The organism is Xanthobacter pollutisoli (assembly GCF_040044995.1).
GTDB lineage: Bacteria > Pseudomonadota > Alphaproteobacteria > Rhizobiales > Xanthobacteraceae > Xanthobacter.
Genome location: NZ_JBDZDP010000013.1, coordinates 112,541 through 127,150 on the forward strand (window position 1 = coordinate 112,541; position 14,610 = coordinate 127,150).

A 14,610-nucleotide genomic window follows, 5' to 3' on the forward strand; every position below is an offset into this window, starting at 1 on the left:
TCAGAACAGGCCTGCCACCGCCTGCTTCAGGTCGTCGCTGCGGAACGGCTTGGCCAGCACGCGATAGGCAAGGCGCTCGTTCGTAGGCATGAGTTCGCCCGATCCCGACATAAGCAGGATGCGGCAGGCCGGGCGGCGCCGCGTCGCGAGGTCGGCAAGGTTGAAGCCGCTGACGCCACCGGGAAGGCCAACCTCCGTCAGCAGCACGTCGAACGCACTGCCCTCGTCGATGACGGCGAGCGCAGCCTCGGCATTGGCGACGTCGTGCACGCGGTGGCCGATGAGCTCCAGCGTTGAGCGGATGGTGCGGCGGATTTCGTCCTGCCCTTCCACCAGCAGCACCGATCTGGCCTCGTCTGCCTGGCCCGCAGCCGCATCCGTGACAGACCTGTCGGCTGTCTCGGCCTCGTCGACGGCGGGCAGGACGAGGCGGAAGCATGAGCCCTTGCCGAGCTCGCTCCGCACGGTCAGGGATCCGCCGGACTGATTGGCGAAGCCATGGACCATGGCGAGCCCCAGACCCGTGCCCTTGCCCGCGGTCTTGGTGGTGAAGAACGGCTCGAAGATGAACTCCATATTCTCCGACGGGATGCCGGTGCCGGTGTCGGCAACGCTGAAGGCCACCCGCCGCCCGCCTTTTCCCCTGCTGCCGGCCACCAGCTCGACGCCTATGGTCAGGCGCCCTCCGCCGGGCATGGCGTCCCGGGCATTGATGGCGAGGTTGACCAGCGCGGACCCGAGCTGGGCCTGATCGGCGTAGACATTCGGCACGTCGTCGGGGACCGACACCTCCAGCGTCACCTCGGCGCCAAGGCTGGTTTCCACCAGAAGGCGCGTCTCCGACATCAGGGCACGCACGTCCAGCGGTTTCGGCTCCAGCGGCTGCTTGCGGGCGAAGGCCAGCAGCTTGCGGATCAGCTCCGCGCCCCGAAGGCTCGAACGCAGCGCCACGTCCACCATCGCGCGGGCATCGTGACTGCCGATCTTGAGAAGCGCGAGATCGAGATTGCCGATGATGACCGTGAGCAGGTTGTTGAAATCGTGCGCAAGGCCGCCGGTGATGTTGCCCACCGCTTCCATCTTGCGGGCCTGATGGAGCGCCTCCATCACCTTTCGCCGCTCGGTCACGTCGTCCACCGCCAGCACGGCGCCGCGCAGGACGCCTGCCTCGTCGATCAGCGGCTCTCCGGCCAGATGGAACACCCGCGGCGTCCCATCGGCGATGGCGGCCTCCACTTCGACGCTCGTCACCTCCAGGCCCTGGCGAAGATCCGCCATGGCGTGCTCCAGGGCGGGCGGCGGCGCGGCGAACAGGCGTGACCAGGCAAGCCCGAGCACGCAGTTCTCGTCGGTGTGGAAGATGTCGCGGGCGGTGCGGTTGGACGTGGCGACCTTCAGCTGGGAATCGAGCGAGATGAGCCCCACGGGTGAAGCATTGAAGATGGCCGTGATGGTTTCCGTCGCCTGCCGGCGCTCCGCCACCTCCTCCTGAAGGCGACGGGTGCGCTTCAGCACCTCCTCTTCGAGCTGGGTATGCAGCAATGCGCGCTCGAGGGCGATGGAGATCTGGCTCGCAATACCCGCCAGAGACCGCAGGGCAGCCTCGTCGGAGATCGCGGCTTGCGCTCCCGCGAGATGCAGAAAGCCCATCATGCGCTCGCCGATCCGCAGGGGCATGCTCGCATGGAGCCGCGCCGGCTCGCCGGGCAGGGTGAAGTCGCGCACCAGCGGCTCGTCGTCTGCCTCTGCTGCGCCATCCACGGATGCCGTCGGTTCGGCCGGCAGGGCGGGCGGAAAGGGGTCGGAAAGGCGGGTCCGTCCGGCATGGTGCTGGGCAGCGCTCACGAGATCGTCGCCTTCGCGCAGGTAGATCCAGGCATCGCGGACGCCGGGCAGGCCGAGGCTGCGTGCGACCGCGATGGTGGCGACGTCGGCCGGCGTACGGCAGCGGTTGAGGCCCTCGGTCAGGTCGTAGAGGGCCTGGAGCACCTCGTAGGACTGGGACAGCTCCTGGCGTCCCTGGTCCAGGGCGCTGAATAGGTGCACCGCCTGGGCATAGGTGGAGATGAGCAGATCGAGGATCTGCTGCTTGCGGGCGGTGACCTGATGGCGCTGGCCCGCCACCTCCACCTCCACCGGATCGACAGAAGCCTCGATCCGCCTCAGGCTGCGGTTGCGCAGCAGGTAGGTGATGCGCGAGGAGAGGATCTGCTCGTCATACGGCTTGATGATGAAGTTGTCGGCCCCCGCCTCGAGCCCCGCCAGCACGTCCTGCGGCTGGGACAGGGAGGTGACGAGGATGACCGGCGTCTGGTCGAGGCCGGGCGTGCTCTTGAGGCGGCGGCACAGCTCGTAGCCGTCCATGCCGGGCATGACGATATCGCTGATGAGGATGTCGGGCCGCTCCGCGATTGCGAGATCGTAGGCCTCCTTGCCCTCGCGGGCAGCGGAGACATCGTAGCCAAGCTTGGTCAGGAACTGGACGATATGGGCCTGCTGGGTGGGGCTGTCTTCGGCAATCAGGATGCGCGGGACGAGCTTCGTCATGACGGGAGGCTCTTTCGGGCCAGTTGACCCAGGATGAACGGCGCGATGTCGGGCGGGGCGAGCATCCGCTGGACCGCTCCGAGCCGGAGGGCGGCGGCGGGCATGCCAAACACCACGGAAGTATCCTTGTCCTGGGCGACAGAGATACCACCACATCTGGAGATGTGCGCCAATCCCTCCGCCCCGTCTTCCCCCATTCCGGTTAGAAGAACGGCCAGCGCGGCAGAGCCGAAGGAATCGGCGGCGGAGCGGAAGAGGTGGGACACCGACGGCTTGAAGCCGTTCTCCGCCGGCCCGTCGTCGAGGACGATCCGGCCGCGGCGGTCGATGCCGAGGTGGCTGCCCTCCGGCGCCACATAAACATGGCCGGCCTGCGCCGGGGCGTTCGCGGCCGCGACCTCGACCGGCAGACCGCAGCTTCTCGCGAGCCAGCTGGCGAAGCCGGCGGTGAAGCCGGGCGCGATGTGCTGCACCACCAGGATGGGCGCTTCGATGCGCGGGTCAAGACCCCGCAGGATCTCAAGGATGACCGGCGGCCCGCCGGTGGAGGCGCCGATTGCCACCACCCGCACCCGCCCGGCCGCCCGCCTCGCTACGGTGGCTCGGTTCTGGCGCGGCGGGGTGCGCCGCACCACCCGCACTTCCGACATCAGCCGCAGCGACAGGCGCAGCTCTGCCGCCACCCGGTCGAAGTCCGGATGGGCGGGGTCGGGCGGCTTCGGCACGATGGCGAGGGCGCCCTCCCGCAGGGCTTCGAGACCGGGATGGACATCGCTCGGACCGAAGCTCGCGCTGGCCATCACGACGGGCACCGGACAGCGCCACATGATGGCGCGGGTCGCGGCGATGCCGTCCAGGACGGGCATGTGGCAGTCCATGAGAACGATGTCGGGCTTCAGCTGCTCCACCTTCTCCACGGCCTCCGCGCCATTGCTCGCGACGCCGGCCAGCTCCAGTTCCGAGCCGCTGGTGATGGCGAAGGCCAGCGTCTCGCGCTGGCTGGGCGAGTCCTCGGCAAGGAGCACACGGATGCGGGCGGTCACAGCACCTGCCTCACGAGATCTATGAGCAGTGACTGGTCGAATGCCGACTTCATCATGTAGGCGTTGGCGCCAAGCCGCAGGCCCTTGTCATGGTCCTCGCGCTTCTCCAACGCCGTGAGCAGCACGATGGGCAGCTGCCTCAGGCGGGGCGTGTCGCGGATCCGCTGGGTCAGTTCGAAGCCGTCCATGCGCGGCATGTCCACGTCCGACACTACCGCGTCGAACGGCCGGCGCTGCAGTGCCGCCCACGCCTCCATCCCGTCGGCTGCCGACTCCACCTCGTAGCCGGCGGCCTCGAGCAGGCCTACTTCCATGGCCCGGGTGGTCAAGGAATCATCGACGATGAGAAGACGCTGCTTGCCGGGCCGCCGAGCAGGAGCGGGGGCGGCAGCATCGCCACTTGCCTCACCACGAGCCGGCCGCCGCGCCAGGGCGTCGAGCACGTCGGCGGCGCGCAGGATCAGGGCGAGCCGGCCGTTGGCGAGAATGCCGGCCGCCAGCACATGCCGCACCCGCAGCAGGGGCGGCCGCAGGTCCTTCACGACCACCTCGCAATCGCCGGTCACTTCATCCACCGCCACCACGCCGCGCCGTTCGCCATGGCGCACGATCAGGCATCCGGAGATGACGGGCGGCGGACCGGAGCCCGCCGTGTTGCGGCCGAGGGCATCGGCGAGGCGGCCGAACGGCAGGATCCGCCCGTCCACCGGCAGATGCCCGCGGGCGAGGGCGGTGCGCAGCGTCTCCGCCGGCAGCGCCAGCGTGCGCTCCACGGCATCACGTGGCCAGACGAAGTCGTCCCCGCCGGTCCGCACCGCGATGCCGCGGAAGTTGGCGAGTGCGGCCGGCACCTCCAGCCCCACCGTCGTCCCGGCGCCCGGCGTCGAGCGCAGCGTCACCCGTCCGCCCAGCCGCTCGGCCCGCTCGCGCACGATGGCGAGGCCCAGTCCGCGCCCCGACACGACGCTGATGACGCCCCGGGTGGAGAGATTGGTCTGGAAGACGAGATCGAGCACCTCCATGTCCGACGCCGCCTTCGCCTCCTCGGTGGACAGGAGGCGGGAGCGCACCGCGGCCTCGCGCACGGCGGCGAGGTCGATGCCGGCGCCATCGTCGGATACCTCGATGGCGACGCGGCCGTTCTCCGCCGGCGCGATGGACAGCGTGATGGCACCCGCCGGCGGCTTGCCGGCCTTTACCCGCGCCGCCGGCGTCTCGATGCCGTGGTCGAGGGCATTGCGCACCATGTGGAGGAGCGGATCCTTCACCAGCTCCGCCACCTGGCGGTCGATCATCAGGTCCTCGCCGAGGGTGTGCCAGTCCGCGCTCTTGCCCATCTCCCGGGCGAGGTCGGCCACCATTGCCGGGAAGACCGCCAGCATCTCGCCAGCCGGCATCATGCGGGCGCTGCGCAGCTCCGCCGCGAGGCCGTCGGCCGTTACTTTCAGGGTGCGGCTGTCGTCGGTGAGCGCGGCTGCGAGACGGCGCGCGGCCGTCTCCATCGCCTTCAGCGCTTCTGCGCCGCCCAGTCCCGAGCCGGCGCCTGCCGCACGGCGCAGGTCGGCGATGTCAGCCACAAGGCGACGGGCCTCCTCGGCGCGGGCCTGACCGGCAAGTCGGGGCGCCAGCAGGTCCTCGGCCATCAGGCCCAGGCGCTGGATCCGGCTGGTCTCGATGCGCACGAAGCCGGTTCCCACGCCAGGCTCGGATCGTGCCGCGGGGGCGACGGCGACCGGCGGGGGCAGGGAAGTGGCTGATGGAAGGGGGTCGGAAACGGCCGGCACCGCGCCATGGGGCGGCGTCGCGCCGTCGCCGGGTGCTGAAGGAGCGGTCGTTGCCCCCGGCCGAGATTCTGCATCGGTCGGCACGGCAGGGCGGTCCACGGGTGCGCCGGGCCGCGCGAGGGAGCGGGCGATGGTGGCCTGGAGCTCGTCGGTGAGCGCCCGCAGTTGGCCGTGGGCTTCGACGTCGAAGCTGGAGCGCCCCTGGACAATGTCGCCGCAAAGATCCTCCATCTTGTGGCAGAGCGTCTCGACAGGGCGGATGGACAGGGAGCGCGCGGCGCCCTTCAGCGTGTGCACCGTGCGGAACAGGCTGCCGAGGGCGGCCAGCGCTGCGGTATCGTCCGGCGCCTGGTCGAGCACCTCCATCTCGCGCGCCATGGCGCGCATGTGATCGGCCGCCTCCTCCCGGAAGATGGCGAGCAGCCGGGCGCGCAGCTCATCCTTGGCGCTTCTGGTCATCCGGCCGCCGCCCGTTCCTCGCCGTGGCTCACCGACACCCGCCGCACCATCGTCTCCAGGGCAACGGCGAGGTCGTGGAGGCTGCGGGCAGACTGCTCCACCTGGCTCGTCGCGGCGACGGTCTGGGCCGATGAGGTCTCGATATTGTCGACCGCGAGGGCGATCTGCTCGATGCCGGCCTGCTGCTGCTCGGCGGCAGCCAGATTCTGGCGGGCCGCCTGCGCCGCCTCGGTGATGCGTCCGGCGAGGCTCGATATGGCGGTGCCCGACTGGCGGGAGGTCAGGACGGCAGCGTCCGACGATTTGGCATATTGCTCGGCGGCGATCACAGCCGACTGGGCGGAGCGCTGGATGTCGGCGATGATGCGCCGGACCTGCGCGGTCGCCGCCTTCGACTGCTCGGCCAGTTCCTTCACCTCGCTCGCCACCACGGCGAAGCCGCGGCCGGCCTCGCCGGCCTTGGCGGCCTCGATGCTGGCGTTGACGGCGAGCAGGTTGGACTTCTCGGCGATCTCCCCCACCGTGGCGTTGATCTCGGCGATTTCCTGGGTGCGCTCGCTGAAGCCCATGACCTTCTCGGCGAGGGTCGCCAGACGCTGGCGGCCTTCTTCCGCCGAACGCACCGTCTCGGCCACCGACTGGAGGCCGGTTTCCGCGATGGTCTCGGTTTTCTGCGCGGTGTCGAGGACGTTCTGGGTGCGGCGGGCGACGGACTCCCCGGCCTGGCGCAACTCGTGGACCGACGCGGCCATCTGGCGGACCGCCGCAGCCTCCTCGGCGGTGGCCGCCGCCTGCTGGGTGGTGGCGGCGAGGATCTCCGCCGAGGCCGAACCGAGCTGGGCGGTGGCGCCCTTGATCTCTCCCACCAGCAGGCCGAGGCTTTGCGACATGGCGTTGAGCCCGTGGCCAAGGCGCTCCAGGTCGCCGGCATTGTCCACCACGACCTTGGCGGAGAAGTCGCCGCGTGCCACCTGCTCGGCGAAGCTGCCGTAGGCGTTCACCGTCTTCTCGATGCTTGCGCGCGCCTGCGTCTCCGCCTCGATGCGGGACTTCAGCGCCGCCGCCATGGAATTGATGGCGGCGGCGAGGGTTGCCACTTCGGCCGGTCCCTCCTCCGGTGCGCGCTGGTCGAGTTCGCCGGCAGCGATCCGCTCGGCGGTGCTGTACACCCCGCGGATCGGCCGGGCGATGACGCGTGCGAGGAAGGCGATCATCAGGATTCCGGCGGCGATGGCGGCCAGCGGCCAGAAGCTGCTTGCCGCCAGCAGCGCAAGGAATTCGGAATCCACTTCCGCGTGCTCCTGGCTGAGCCAGATCTTCCACCCGCTCGAGGGCACGGTGGCGAAAGCGGCAAAGCGCCGTCCGTTGGTCTCGTCCCGATAATCCTCGATGCGGCCGTCGGCTGCGCCGGCGATGTGCTGCCAGATGGGCGACGTGGAGAAATTGAAGCGCTGTTGCACGCGCCGCAGGTCGGGATGGCTCACCGTCGTGCCGTCCCGGGAGACCGCCACGGCGCGCCCCGACGCGCCCACGCGCAGGCGCCCGATGAGCTGGGTCAGGCCTTCGAGGTCCAGCGTGCCGATCAGCACCCCTGCGGTCCCTGCGTTGGCGCCTGGGATGGGGGCGGCGATGATCATCACGGGGGCACCAGACGAGCGGCCGATGAGTACGTCGGGATCGAGATAGGGCTTGCCCGAGCGCATCACGGTCTGGAAATAGGCGCGGTCCGCCACATTGATCCCGGCGATCCGCTGGCCGTTGTCGGCCACCGCCGGATCGGCAAGCACCACCGCGCCGTCTGGCGTGGCGACGAGAATGCGATCGAACAGGGGAAAGTCCGTGCGCAGCTTCGCCAGCGCCGGAAGGACGCGCTCCGCGTTCAGCCCGTCTTCGCCCAGCTGCTGGCCGACGAAGGCCAGGAAATTGCGGTGGTCGATCAGCACCCGGTCGATGAAATGGGCCGCCTCCCGCGCCAGGAGCTGGTTCTGTTCCAAGGTGCTGTTGAGCAACAGGGCCCGCGTCCTCAGCGTGTAGCCGAGGGCGAGGAGCGCCACGGGCAGAAGGGCAGCAAGGATGCCGCCGACGATGACGAGACGGCTGATGCTCATTCTGGCCGAACGATGCTGCGGCATGCTTGCCTTCTATGAGGTGGGGGAGGGGCGCAGGCGGTGATCGACGATCAGCCGCGCGTCGCGGGCCAGTGCGTCGGCGACGAGGACGCTGGTTCCGTCGGGAAGAATGGCGGCGACGATGCCGGTTGCGCTCGCGCCATCGAGCCGCGCCGCATCGTGCCGGATGACGCCGTGGATCACGTCGGCCGCGACACCGATGGCGCTGTCGGGATGGTGCAGCAGCACGGCAAGGGCGGGGCGGGAGGGCTGCGGAGCGGGGCGGTCGAGGGCGGCGTTGGGATCGATGAGCGCATAGGCCAGGCCGCGGTGGACCACGAGCCCGAGATGGGCGGGATCAACGCCCGGCAGGGCGACCAGTTGGTCCAGCGGCACAACTGCGGTGGCGCTCGTCACTTCGACGGCATATCGCTCGCCACCGTAGCCGAAGGCGATGAGGTCCCGGCTGGGCGCCGCCTCGATGCTGCGCTCGGGAGCGGCAAGCGCCGCGGCGCGACGCGCCATCAGCGCAGCGAAGGCATCGCCGCCGGACGAGATTCCTTCAGCAGTTGGCAGGAGCGGGGAGCCTTGCTCCGGATCCCCGGGATCGGAGATGTCCGACGGCTCAGACATGGCGACCCTCTTCGCCTGCGGCGCCGAGGCGGCGCGCCGCCTGCCGGATGTGGCCCGCCTCGATGCCGAGGGGCGCCGCGGCCGCGTCGAGATCGTCCCCCGTGCCGAGCAGGCGGACGGCCTCGCCGAGGGCGCTGCGGGCACGGCCTGTGTCGCCCTTGCGCAGCTTGACGATGGCGAGGACATATTGGGCCGTGGCCGAGGACGGCGCCGCGGCGAGGGCACGCTTCGCGGCGCGCTCGGCAGCCGGCACGTCACCCAGCGCCTGGCACACCAGCGCCATCAGCAGGCCCGCCTCGGGCTGCGCCGCCAGTGCCTCCGCGCACAGGCTGCGCGCCTCCTCGAACAGGCCGAGATCAGCGAGGTGACGGGCGCGCTCGAGCGCGTCCTCGGTGCGCAGCGGCGCGGCCGGAAGCTTCCGCGCGGGTCTGTCCTCCGTCAAAGCATCCACTGCCGCGGTGGCACCGGAGAGCGAGCGGGCGGCTGGCGCGACCCGGCTGAAGAGGATGGCGTTGCCCGCCGGCTGGAACTTGAGAGGCGCGAACCAGGCGGCAGTCGCCTCCACGGGCGCCACCGCCAGCATGCCCCCGGGTGCGAGCAGGCCGACGAGATGGGAGGCGAGCAGCGGCTGGAGCCAGGCCTCCATGTGAATCAGCACGTTCCGGCACAGCAGAAAGTCGGCGGGGGCGCCCGGACCCGGCGCGCCTGTGGTCAGCGCCTCGGCGATATTAAAGAGGCGGAAATCCACCCTGCGGCGCAGTTCCTCGTCCACGGAGAAGTTGTTGCCGTCCCGCCGGAGCCAGCGGGCCCGCTCCACGGCCGGCATCTCGCGCACCGACCGCGCGTCGAAGCGTCCGGCGCGCGCCGCATCGAGCGCGGAGGCGCACAGGTCGACGCCGATGATCTCCACCCGCCAGCCGGGCTCGGGTCCGACGAGGCGGTCGAGGATCATGGCCAGGGAATAGGGCTCCTCGCCCGAGGCGCAGCCGATGCTGAGGCACCGCAGCCGGCGGCTGCCGTCCCGCCGCCGCGCCGCGACGAGGGGCGCGAGGGCAGCCGCGGTCAGCGAATCCCACCAGTGCGTATGGCGAAAGAAGGAGGTCTCGCGGATCGTCACCGCCTCGATCACCGCCTGCCAGGCCGGCGCCGTCCAGGGCAGTTCGGCAAGCTGGCCGCAAACGGCATCGACAGAGGTGGTCCCAAGGAGATGCGCGGCGCCCTCGAATGCCCTCTGGAGGTGCATGTCGAAGCGCAGCGTCAGGCCGAGGCGGCGGGTGGCGAGGGCGCGAAAGGCGGCCAGTTGCGGCAGCGGCCTCATGGGACGGGGCTTTCGCCGCCGATCGGCGAGGACATGGCGGCGGTGTGCGCACCCGCGGCCTCGGCATCGAGCTGCGCGAGGGCGGCGGACAGGTCGCCAGCCTCGCCGCGGGCCAACCAGACGGCCGGATCACGGAGCACCAGGACTCCGGGCTCGCCGGCGATGCCGCCCGCAATATACCCCGTGCCGGGGACGATGGCGTCGGTGTCCTGCCACGTCCAGCCCTCGACGGACATCGTGCCTTCGACGCGCTCGCTAAGAAGGCCCCAGCGCTGGTCCGCCGTCTCGACCACGACGATCCGGCTCTCCTCGCAAACGCCGTCCCGGGCGGCCGCGCCGCGCCGGGCGAGGTCCAGAACCACCAGGGGCGTGCCATGCAGGTTGACCAGGCCCGCAACGACGACCGGGGCGCCGGGCAAAAGCTGCGGCAACGGCGCGGCGACGACCTTGCGCACGGCCGAGACAGGCACGCCGATCCGCAGCTCGCCGCAGCGGACGACGACGACCGTGCACGGCTTGGTTGCGAAATTCATTCGCGGCGGCTTCCTTGGCGTTCAGCCAAAGCTTACGTCGCGGAGAGTTATTTTATCAAATTGAAAATGGTGCTTAGGTACTCCTATGATTAAAGAATCCCGTAAAATACCGTGCTTCTCTTTTCGCAGATGCACGCAGCGCGCGTGTTGAGTCTCCTCCATGTGCGCGCAGGATTTACTGGCCGAGCACCGGTGGGACGAGCGCGCCATGGCTTGGCCTAAAGGCGCCGCTGGTGGGGGTGGCCACGACCGACGATCAGGCACGAGTCAACTGGTGAGCATCTCACCAGTTGATGCTCATTGCTCGGGCATCAGGCCTTCAATGAATTGAAAAATTTAAAGAAACCGGGGAGACATGCTGCCGTCTCTTTCGCCTTGAACTGCCTAGACTGCTTGGTAGGCTGCTCACCATAGATCTGAGGAGCGATCAACGTGTCAGGTGAACGCGAGACGGGTTTCCCTCGCTCCGGAGGCGTAGTGGAAGTGCCGAGCACCACGCTGAAGGGCAATCAAGCCTATGAGAGCCTGCGGCGCGAGATCGTCTCCTGCCGCATCATGCCCGGCACCCGCTTCACCGAGGCCGAGCTGATGGAGCGCCTCGACCTTGGAAAGGCCAGCTGCCGGATCGCACTGCAGCGACTGATCCAGGACGGCTTCGTCGCCTCCATGCCGCGCCATGGCTATCGCGTCACCCCCATCACGGTGAAGGACGTGGACGAGGTCTTCGCCCTGCGGGTAGTCCTTGAGCCCCTGGCGGCGCGCGGCGCGGCGGGTCGGGTCAATCGCGCCCATCTCCTGCGGCTGGAGCAGGCCTGCCGCGGCAAGATGCCGGGCGACGTGGGCAATCAGATCGACTTCTTCCTGGAGGCCAATCGAAGCTTCCACATGGCCATTGCCGAAGCCGCCGGCAACCAGCGCCTGTGCCGCACCCTCTCGGGCCTGCTGGATGAGATGACCCGCCTCGTGGCGCTCGGCTTCGGCGTGCAGCGCGTGCGCCCCAACATCGAGAACGACCACACGCTGCTCATCGAGCATCTCGTGGCGGGCGACGCCGACGCCGCCGAGCGGGTGGCGCGCCGCCATGTGGAGACCTTCCGCGAGATGACCATGGAGCAGGTGATCGCCAGCCTGCGCGATTCCGCCACCGTGGTGCCCGTGAGCCAGAACATCGGCCTGATCGGGGGTGAGCGGTGAGCGTCGTTCGGCTGGAGAGCGTCGGCAAGAGCTTCATGCGCAGGGATGGCGAGCAGCTCGAGGTCCTGCGCAACATCGACCTTGACGTGCCTTCGCGCTCCATCGTTGCCCTGGTCGGCGCTTCGGGCTGTGGCAAGAGCACGCTCCTCAACATCATCGCCGGGCTGGTGACGCCGGACCAGGGCGCCGTCTTCCTCAATGATGTGCGCTCGAAGGACTTCAAGGACTGGCGGTCCATGACCTACATGTTCCAGGAGGACCGTCTGTTCCCCTGGCGCACCACCGCCCAGAACGTCGGCCTCGGCCTCGAGGCCGCCGGCGTCTCCCGCTCGGAGCGGCGCGACCGGGTCATGGCGGTGCTGGAGCTGGTGGGGCTCGAAAAGTTCGCGGATGCCTTCCCGCATGAGCTCTCCGGCGGCATGCGCTCGCGCGCCGCGCTCGGCCGCAGCCTTGTCACCGATCCCACCATCCTGCTCATGGACGAGCCCTTCTCGAAGCTCGATCCCTCCATCCGCTCCCAGATGCACGACGAGGTGCTGCGGATCACCGGCCTCAAGGCAATGACGGTGATCTTCGTCACCCACGACGTGGAAGAGGCGGTGGTGCTCGCCGACAAGATCGTGGTGCTGCATCCGCGTCCCGGCCGGGTGCGCGAGAAGCGCGACATCGCCCTGGCCTATCCGCGCAACCCGCTGTCGCCCGAGGTCGCGGAGCAGGTGCGCCTGCTGCGTCTCGCGCTGTGAAGCCGCAGGCGGATCGGCCGATGGCGCCCCCTCAATCCCTCCCTAAAAGCTCCCCTCGCGAGCTTTCCCCCGTGAGCCTCTTCAAGCGGCGGACCGACGTCATGCAGCGTTCCCGGAAACAGACGGCCCAGGACCGGCGCCTGCGCATGTTCGGCCTGCGCCTCCTCCTTTTGGTGGTGCTCGTCGGCATCTGGCAGATCGCCTCCATTGGTGCGCCTGCCTTCATCCTGCCGAGCCCCGCGCGCGTCTTTTCCGCCTGGAGGAACTTGGTTACGACGCCGGTCTTCTGGAGCGATTTCGGCATCACCTTCTATCGCATCTCGGTGGGCTTCCTCATCGCCGCGGCGGTGGGCGGGGTGCTCGGCATCGTGCTCGGCGCGAGCCGCACGCTGGGGGATTTCTTCGAGCCGGTGCTGGTGGTCATCAACACGGTCTCGTCCTCCATCTGGGCGATCTTCGCCCTCATCTGGTTCGGCCTGTCCAACTGGAGCACCATCTTCGTGGTGTTCATGACCGCCATGCCGCTGATCCTGACCAACGTCTGGCAGGGGACGCGCACGGTGAATCCCGAATTCATCGAGCTGGCGAAGACCTTCCGCATGCCGCGCAGCATGGTGCTGTTCAAGATCTACGTCCCCACCATCCTGCCGCTGTTCTTCGCAGGCGCGCGCCTCGCCTTCGGCTTCGGCGCCCGCGTCAGCATCGTCGCAGAGACGCTCGGGGCATCGAGCGGCATCGGCTATCGCCTGCGGCAGGCGGCAGACCTGGTCCAGACCGACCAGGTCTTCGCGTGGACGCTCACCCTGGTGGCGCTGATGATCGCGCTCGAATCCATCGTTCTAAAGCCTCTCGAAAGGCGCCTGTTCGCCTGGAGGGAACGTCAGTCCGCTTGAGCTTAAAAAGAAGTACGGCACGCGTAAGACGATAACGAAAACTTCCAAAGGTTCGGAGAGCTCAGATGAAGCGCATGGGTCTACTTGCGGCCACCCTGGTTGCCGCCGCCATTTCCGCCTTTCCTGCCGAGGCAGCGAAGGTCCGCATCGGCTATTGGAGCTCGGGCGTCAGCCTCGGCTTCGGCTCGTTCCTCGAAGCCGGCAAGTTCATGGAGAAACAGGGCCTCGAGACCGAATACGTGAAGTTTCCCGATGTGAACGCCCCCACCAAGGCCATGGCCGCGGGCGCCATCGACTTCGCCATCGGCGCCAGCGCTGGCAGCGCCTTCTCGGTGGCCGCCGACGGCCTGCCCATGAGCATCGTGCTCGCCACCCAAGTGGCCGACCTGGACTTCGTGGTTCTGGCGGATTCCCCCATCTCCTCGCTCAAGGAGCTGAAGGGCAAGAAGGTCGGTATGTCGCCGGCCGGCAGCGCCACCGCCGCCATCACCACCGCCATCCTCGTCAAGAACTACGGCTTCGAGGCCTCCGACTTCCAGGCGGTGCCGGGCAACGATTCCCGCATCGCCCAGTTCTTGGTGCAGAAGGATATCGACGCCGCCGCCCTGCGCACCGTCACCATCGCCCTTCTGCCGGATGTGAAGCTGAAGACCCTCGGCACCTTCCGCGAGGAGTGGAAGAAGATCACCGGCAAGGACGCGCCGGCCGTGCTCGGTGTCGGCCTGATGCGCAACGAATGGCTCGCCGCCAACCCGGACGCCGCCGCCAAGGTGGTTGCCGCCATGCGCAATGCCTACGAGGCGGGCAAGGCCGACAAGGCCGGCGTCGCCAAGGCCCTGGTGGCCGCCGGCAACATCTCCGAGGAGGACGCCAAGGCCTACGCCGCGCTGTGGGACGGCATCTACACCGTCTCCATGGACCCCGCCGCGGTCGCCTCCCTGAAGGCCGAGTTCGAGGTCTTCAAGAGCGTTGGCGTCGTCAAGGGCACTCTGCCGGACTCGGCGCTCGTGACCGGGCCCTACGACGCTTCCCTGAAGATCAAGTGATCTCAGCATCCAGCCAGCCAGAAACGTAACGAGAGAGAATTGGAATGCCCAAGACGATGAAGGCCCTGCTGCTGAAGCAGCATGGCGACGTGAGCGACCTCGTGGTGGTGGACGATTATCCCGTCCCCACCGCGAAGGCCGGCGAGGTGGTGATCCGCGTCGGTGCGTCGTCGTTCAACTATCACGACGTGTTCACGGTGAAGGGCATGCCCGGCATCAAGGTGCCCCTGCCGGTCATCATCGGCCTCGACATGGCCGGCGAGATCGTCGAGCTGGGCGAGGGCGTCACCGGCTGGGCGGTGGGCGACC

The 14,610-nt window shown here is 68.9% G+C and carries 12 protein-coding genes; 5 read left to right on the top strand and 7 right to left on the bottom strand.

Annotated features, from left to right (window positions below; all coding sequences use genetic code 11):
* The 7 genes from ABLE93_RS20295 to ABLE93_RS20325 are packed head-to-tail and all read right to left on the bottom strand — an operon-like array spanning nucleotide 1 to nucleotide 10,425.
* On the bottom strand, nucleotides 1-2,547 hold the full coding sequence (locus tag ABLE93_RS20295; protein WP_348841646.1) for a response regulator: 2,547 nt from the start codon (nucleotides 2,545-2,547) through the stop codon (nucleotides 1-3).
* Nucleotides 2,544-3,590, bottom strand: coding sequence for a chemotaxis-specific protein-glutamate methyltransferase CheB (gene cheB / locus ABLE93_RS20300; protein ID WP_348841647.1), 1,047 nt, complete (start codon nucleotides 3,588-3,590; stop codon nucleotides 2,544-2,546). The genes ABLE93_RS20295 and cheB overlap by 4 nt, the downstream gene beginning before the upstream one ends.
* Nucleotides 3,587-5,833, bottom strand: coding sequence for a hybrid sensor histidine kinase/response regulator (locus tag ABLE93_RS20305; RefSeq protein ID WP_348841648.1), 2,247 nt, complete (start codon nucleotides 5,831-5,833; stop codon nucleotides 3,587-3,589). The genes cheB and ABLE93_RS20305 overlap by 4 nt, the downstream gene beginning before the upstream one ends.
* The gene (locus ABLE93_RS20310) at nucleotides 5,830-7,941 is read right to left on the bottom strand and encodes a methyl-accepting chemotaxis protein (protein WP_348841649.1); all 2,112 of its coding nucleotides are present in this window, start codon (nucleotides 7,939-7,941) and stop codon (nucleotides 5,830-5,832) included. Before ABLE93_RS20310 ends, ABLE93_RS20305 begins: the two co-directional genes overlap by 4 nt.
* A 33-nt stretch (nucleotides 7,942-7,974) precedes the next feature.
* Nucleotides 7,975-8,574, bottom strand: coding sequence for a chemotaxis protein CheW (locus ABLE93_RS20315; protein WP_348841650.1), 600 nt, complete (start codon nucleotides 8,572-8,574; stop codon nucleotides 7,975-7,977).
* Nucleotides 8,567-9,892: a CheR family methyltransferase gene (locus ABLE93_RS20320; protein WP_348841651.1), complete on the bottom strand. Its 1,326-nt coding sequence runs from the start codon at nucleotides 9,890-9,892 to the stop codon at nucleotides 8,567-8,569. Before ABLE93_RS20320 ends, ABLE93_RS20315 begins: the two co-directional genes overlap by 8 nt.
* On the bottom strand, nucleotides 9,889-10,425 hold the full coding sequence (locus tag ABLE93_RS20325) for a chemotaxis protein CheW (protein ID WP_348841652.1): 537 nt from the start codon (nucleotides 10,423-10,425) through the stop codon (nucleotides 9,889-9,891). The genes ABLE93_RS20320 and ABLE93_RS20325 overlap by 4 nt, the downstream gene beginning before the upstream one ends.
* 477 nt (nucleotides 10,426-10,902) lie before the next feature.
* Between ABLE93_RS20325 and ABLE93_RS20330 the strand changes: the two genes are divergently transcribed.
* The 5 genes from ABLE93_RS20330 to ABLE93_RS20350 all read left to right on the top strand — a co-directional run.
* Complete coding sequence (locus ABLE93_RS20330; RefSeq protein ID WP_348841653.1) at nucleotides 10,903-11,619, top strand: GntR family transcriptional regulator; 717 nt, start codon at nucleotides 10,903-10,905, stop codon at nucleotides 11,617-11,619.
* The gene (locus tag ABLE93_RS20335; protein WP_348841654.1) at nucleotides 11,616-12,362 is read left to right on the top strand and encodes an ABC transporter ATP-binding protein; all 747 of its coding nucleotides are present in this window, start codon (nucleotides 11,616-11,618) and stop codon (nucleotides 12,360-12,362) included. The genes ABLE93_RS20330 and ABLE93_RS20335 overlap by 4 nt, the downstream gene beginning before the upstream one ends.
* 101 nt (nucleotides 12,363-12,463) lie before the next feature.
* Nucleotides 12,464-13,255 (top strand): ABC transporter permease, encoded by a 792-nt coding sequence (locus ABLE93_RS20340; RefSeq protein ID WP_348841655.1) that lies wholly within the window; start codon nucleotides 12,464-12,466, stop codon nucleotides 13,253-13,255.
* 65 nt (nucleotides 13,256-13,320) lie between these two features.
* Nucleotides 13,321-14,301: an ABC transporter substrate-binding protein gene (locus ABLE93_RS20345; RefSeq protein ID WP_348841656.1), complete on the top strand. Its 981-nt coding sequence runs from the start codon at nucleotides 13,321-13,323 to the stop codon at nucleotides 14,299-14,301.
* A gap of 44 nt (nucleotides 14,302-14,345) precedes the next feature.
* Nucleotides 14,346-14,610, top strand: a 265-nt coding sequence (locus ABLE93_RS20350) for an alcohol dehydrogenase catalytic domain-containing protein (protein WP_348841657.1), incomplete at its 3' end; no start/stop codon positions are given.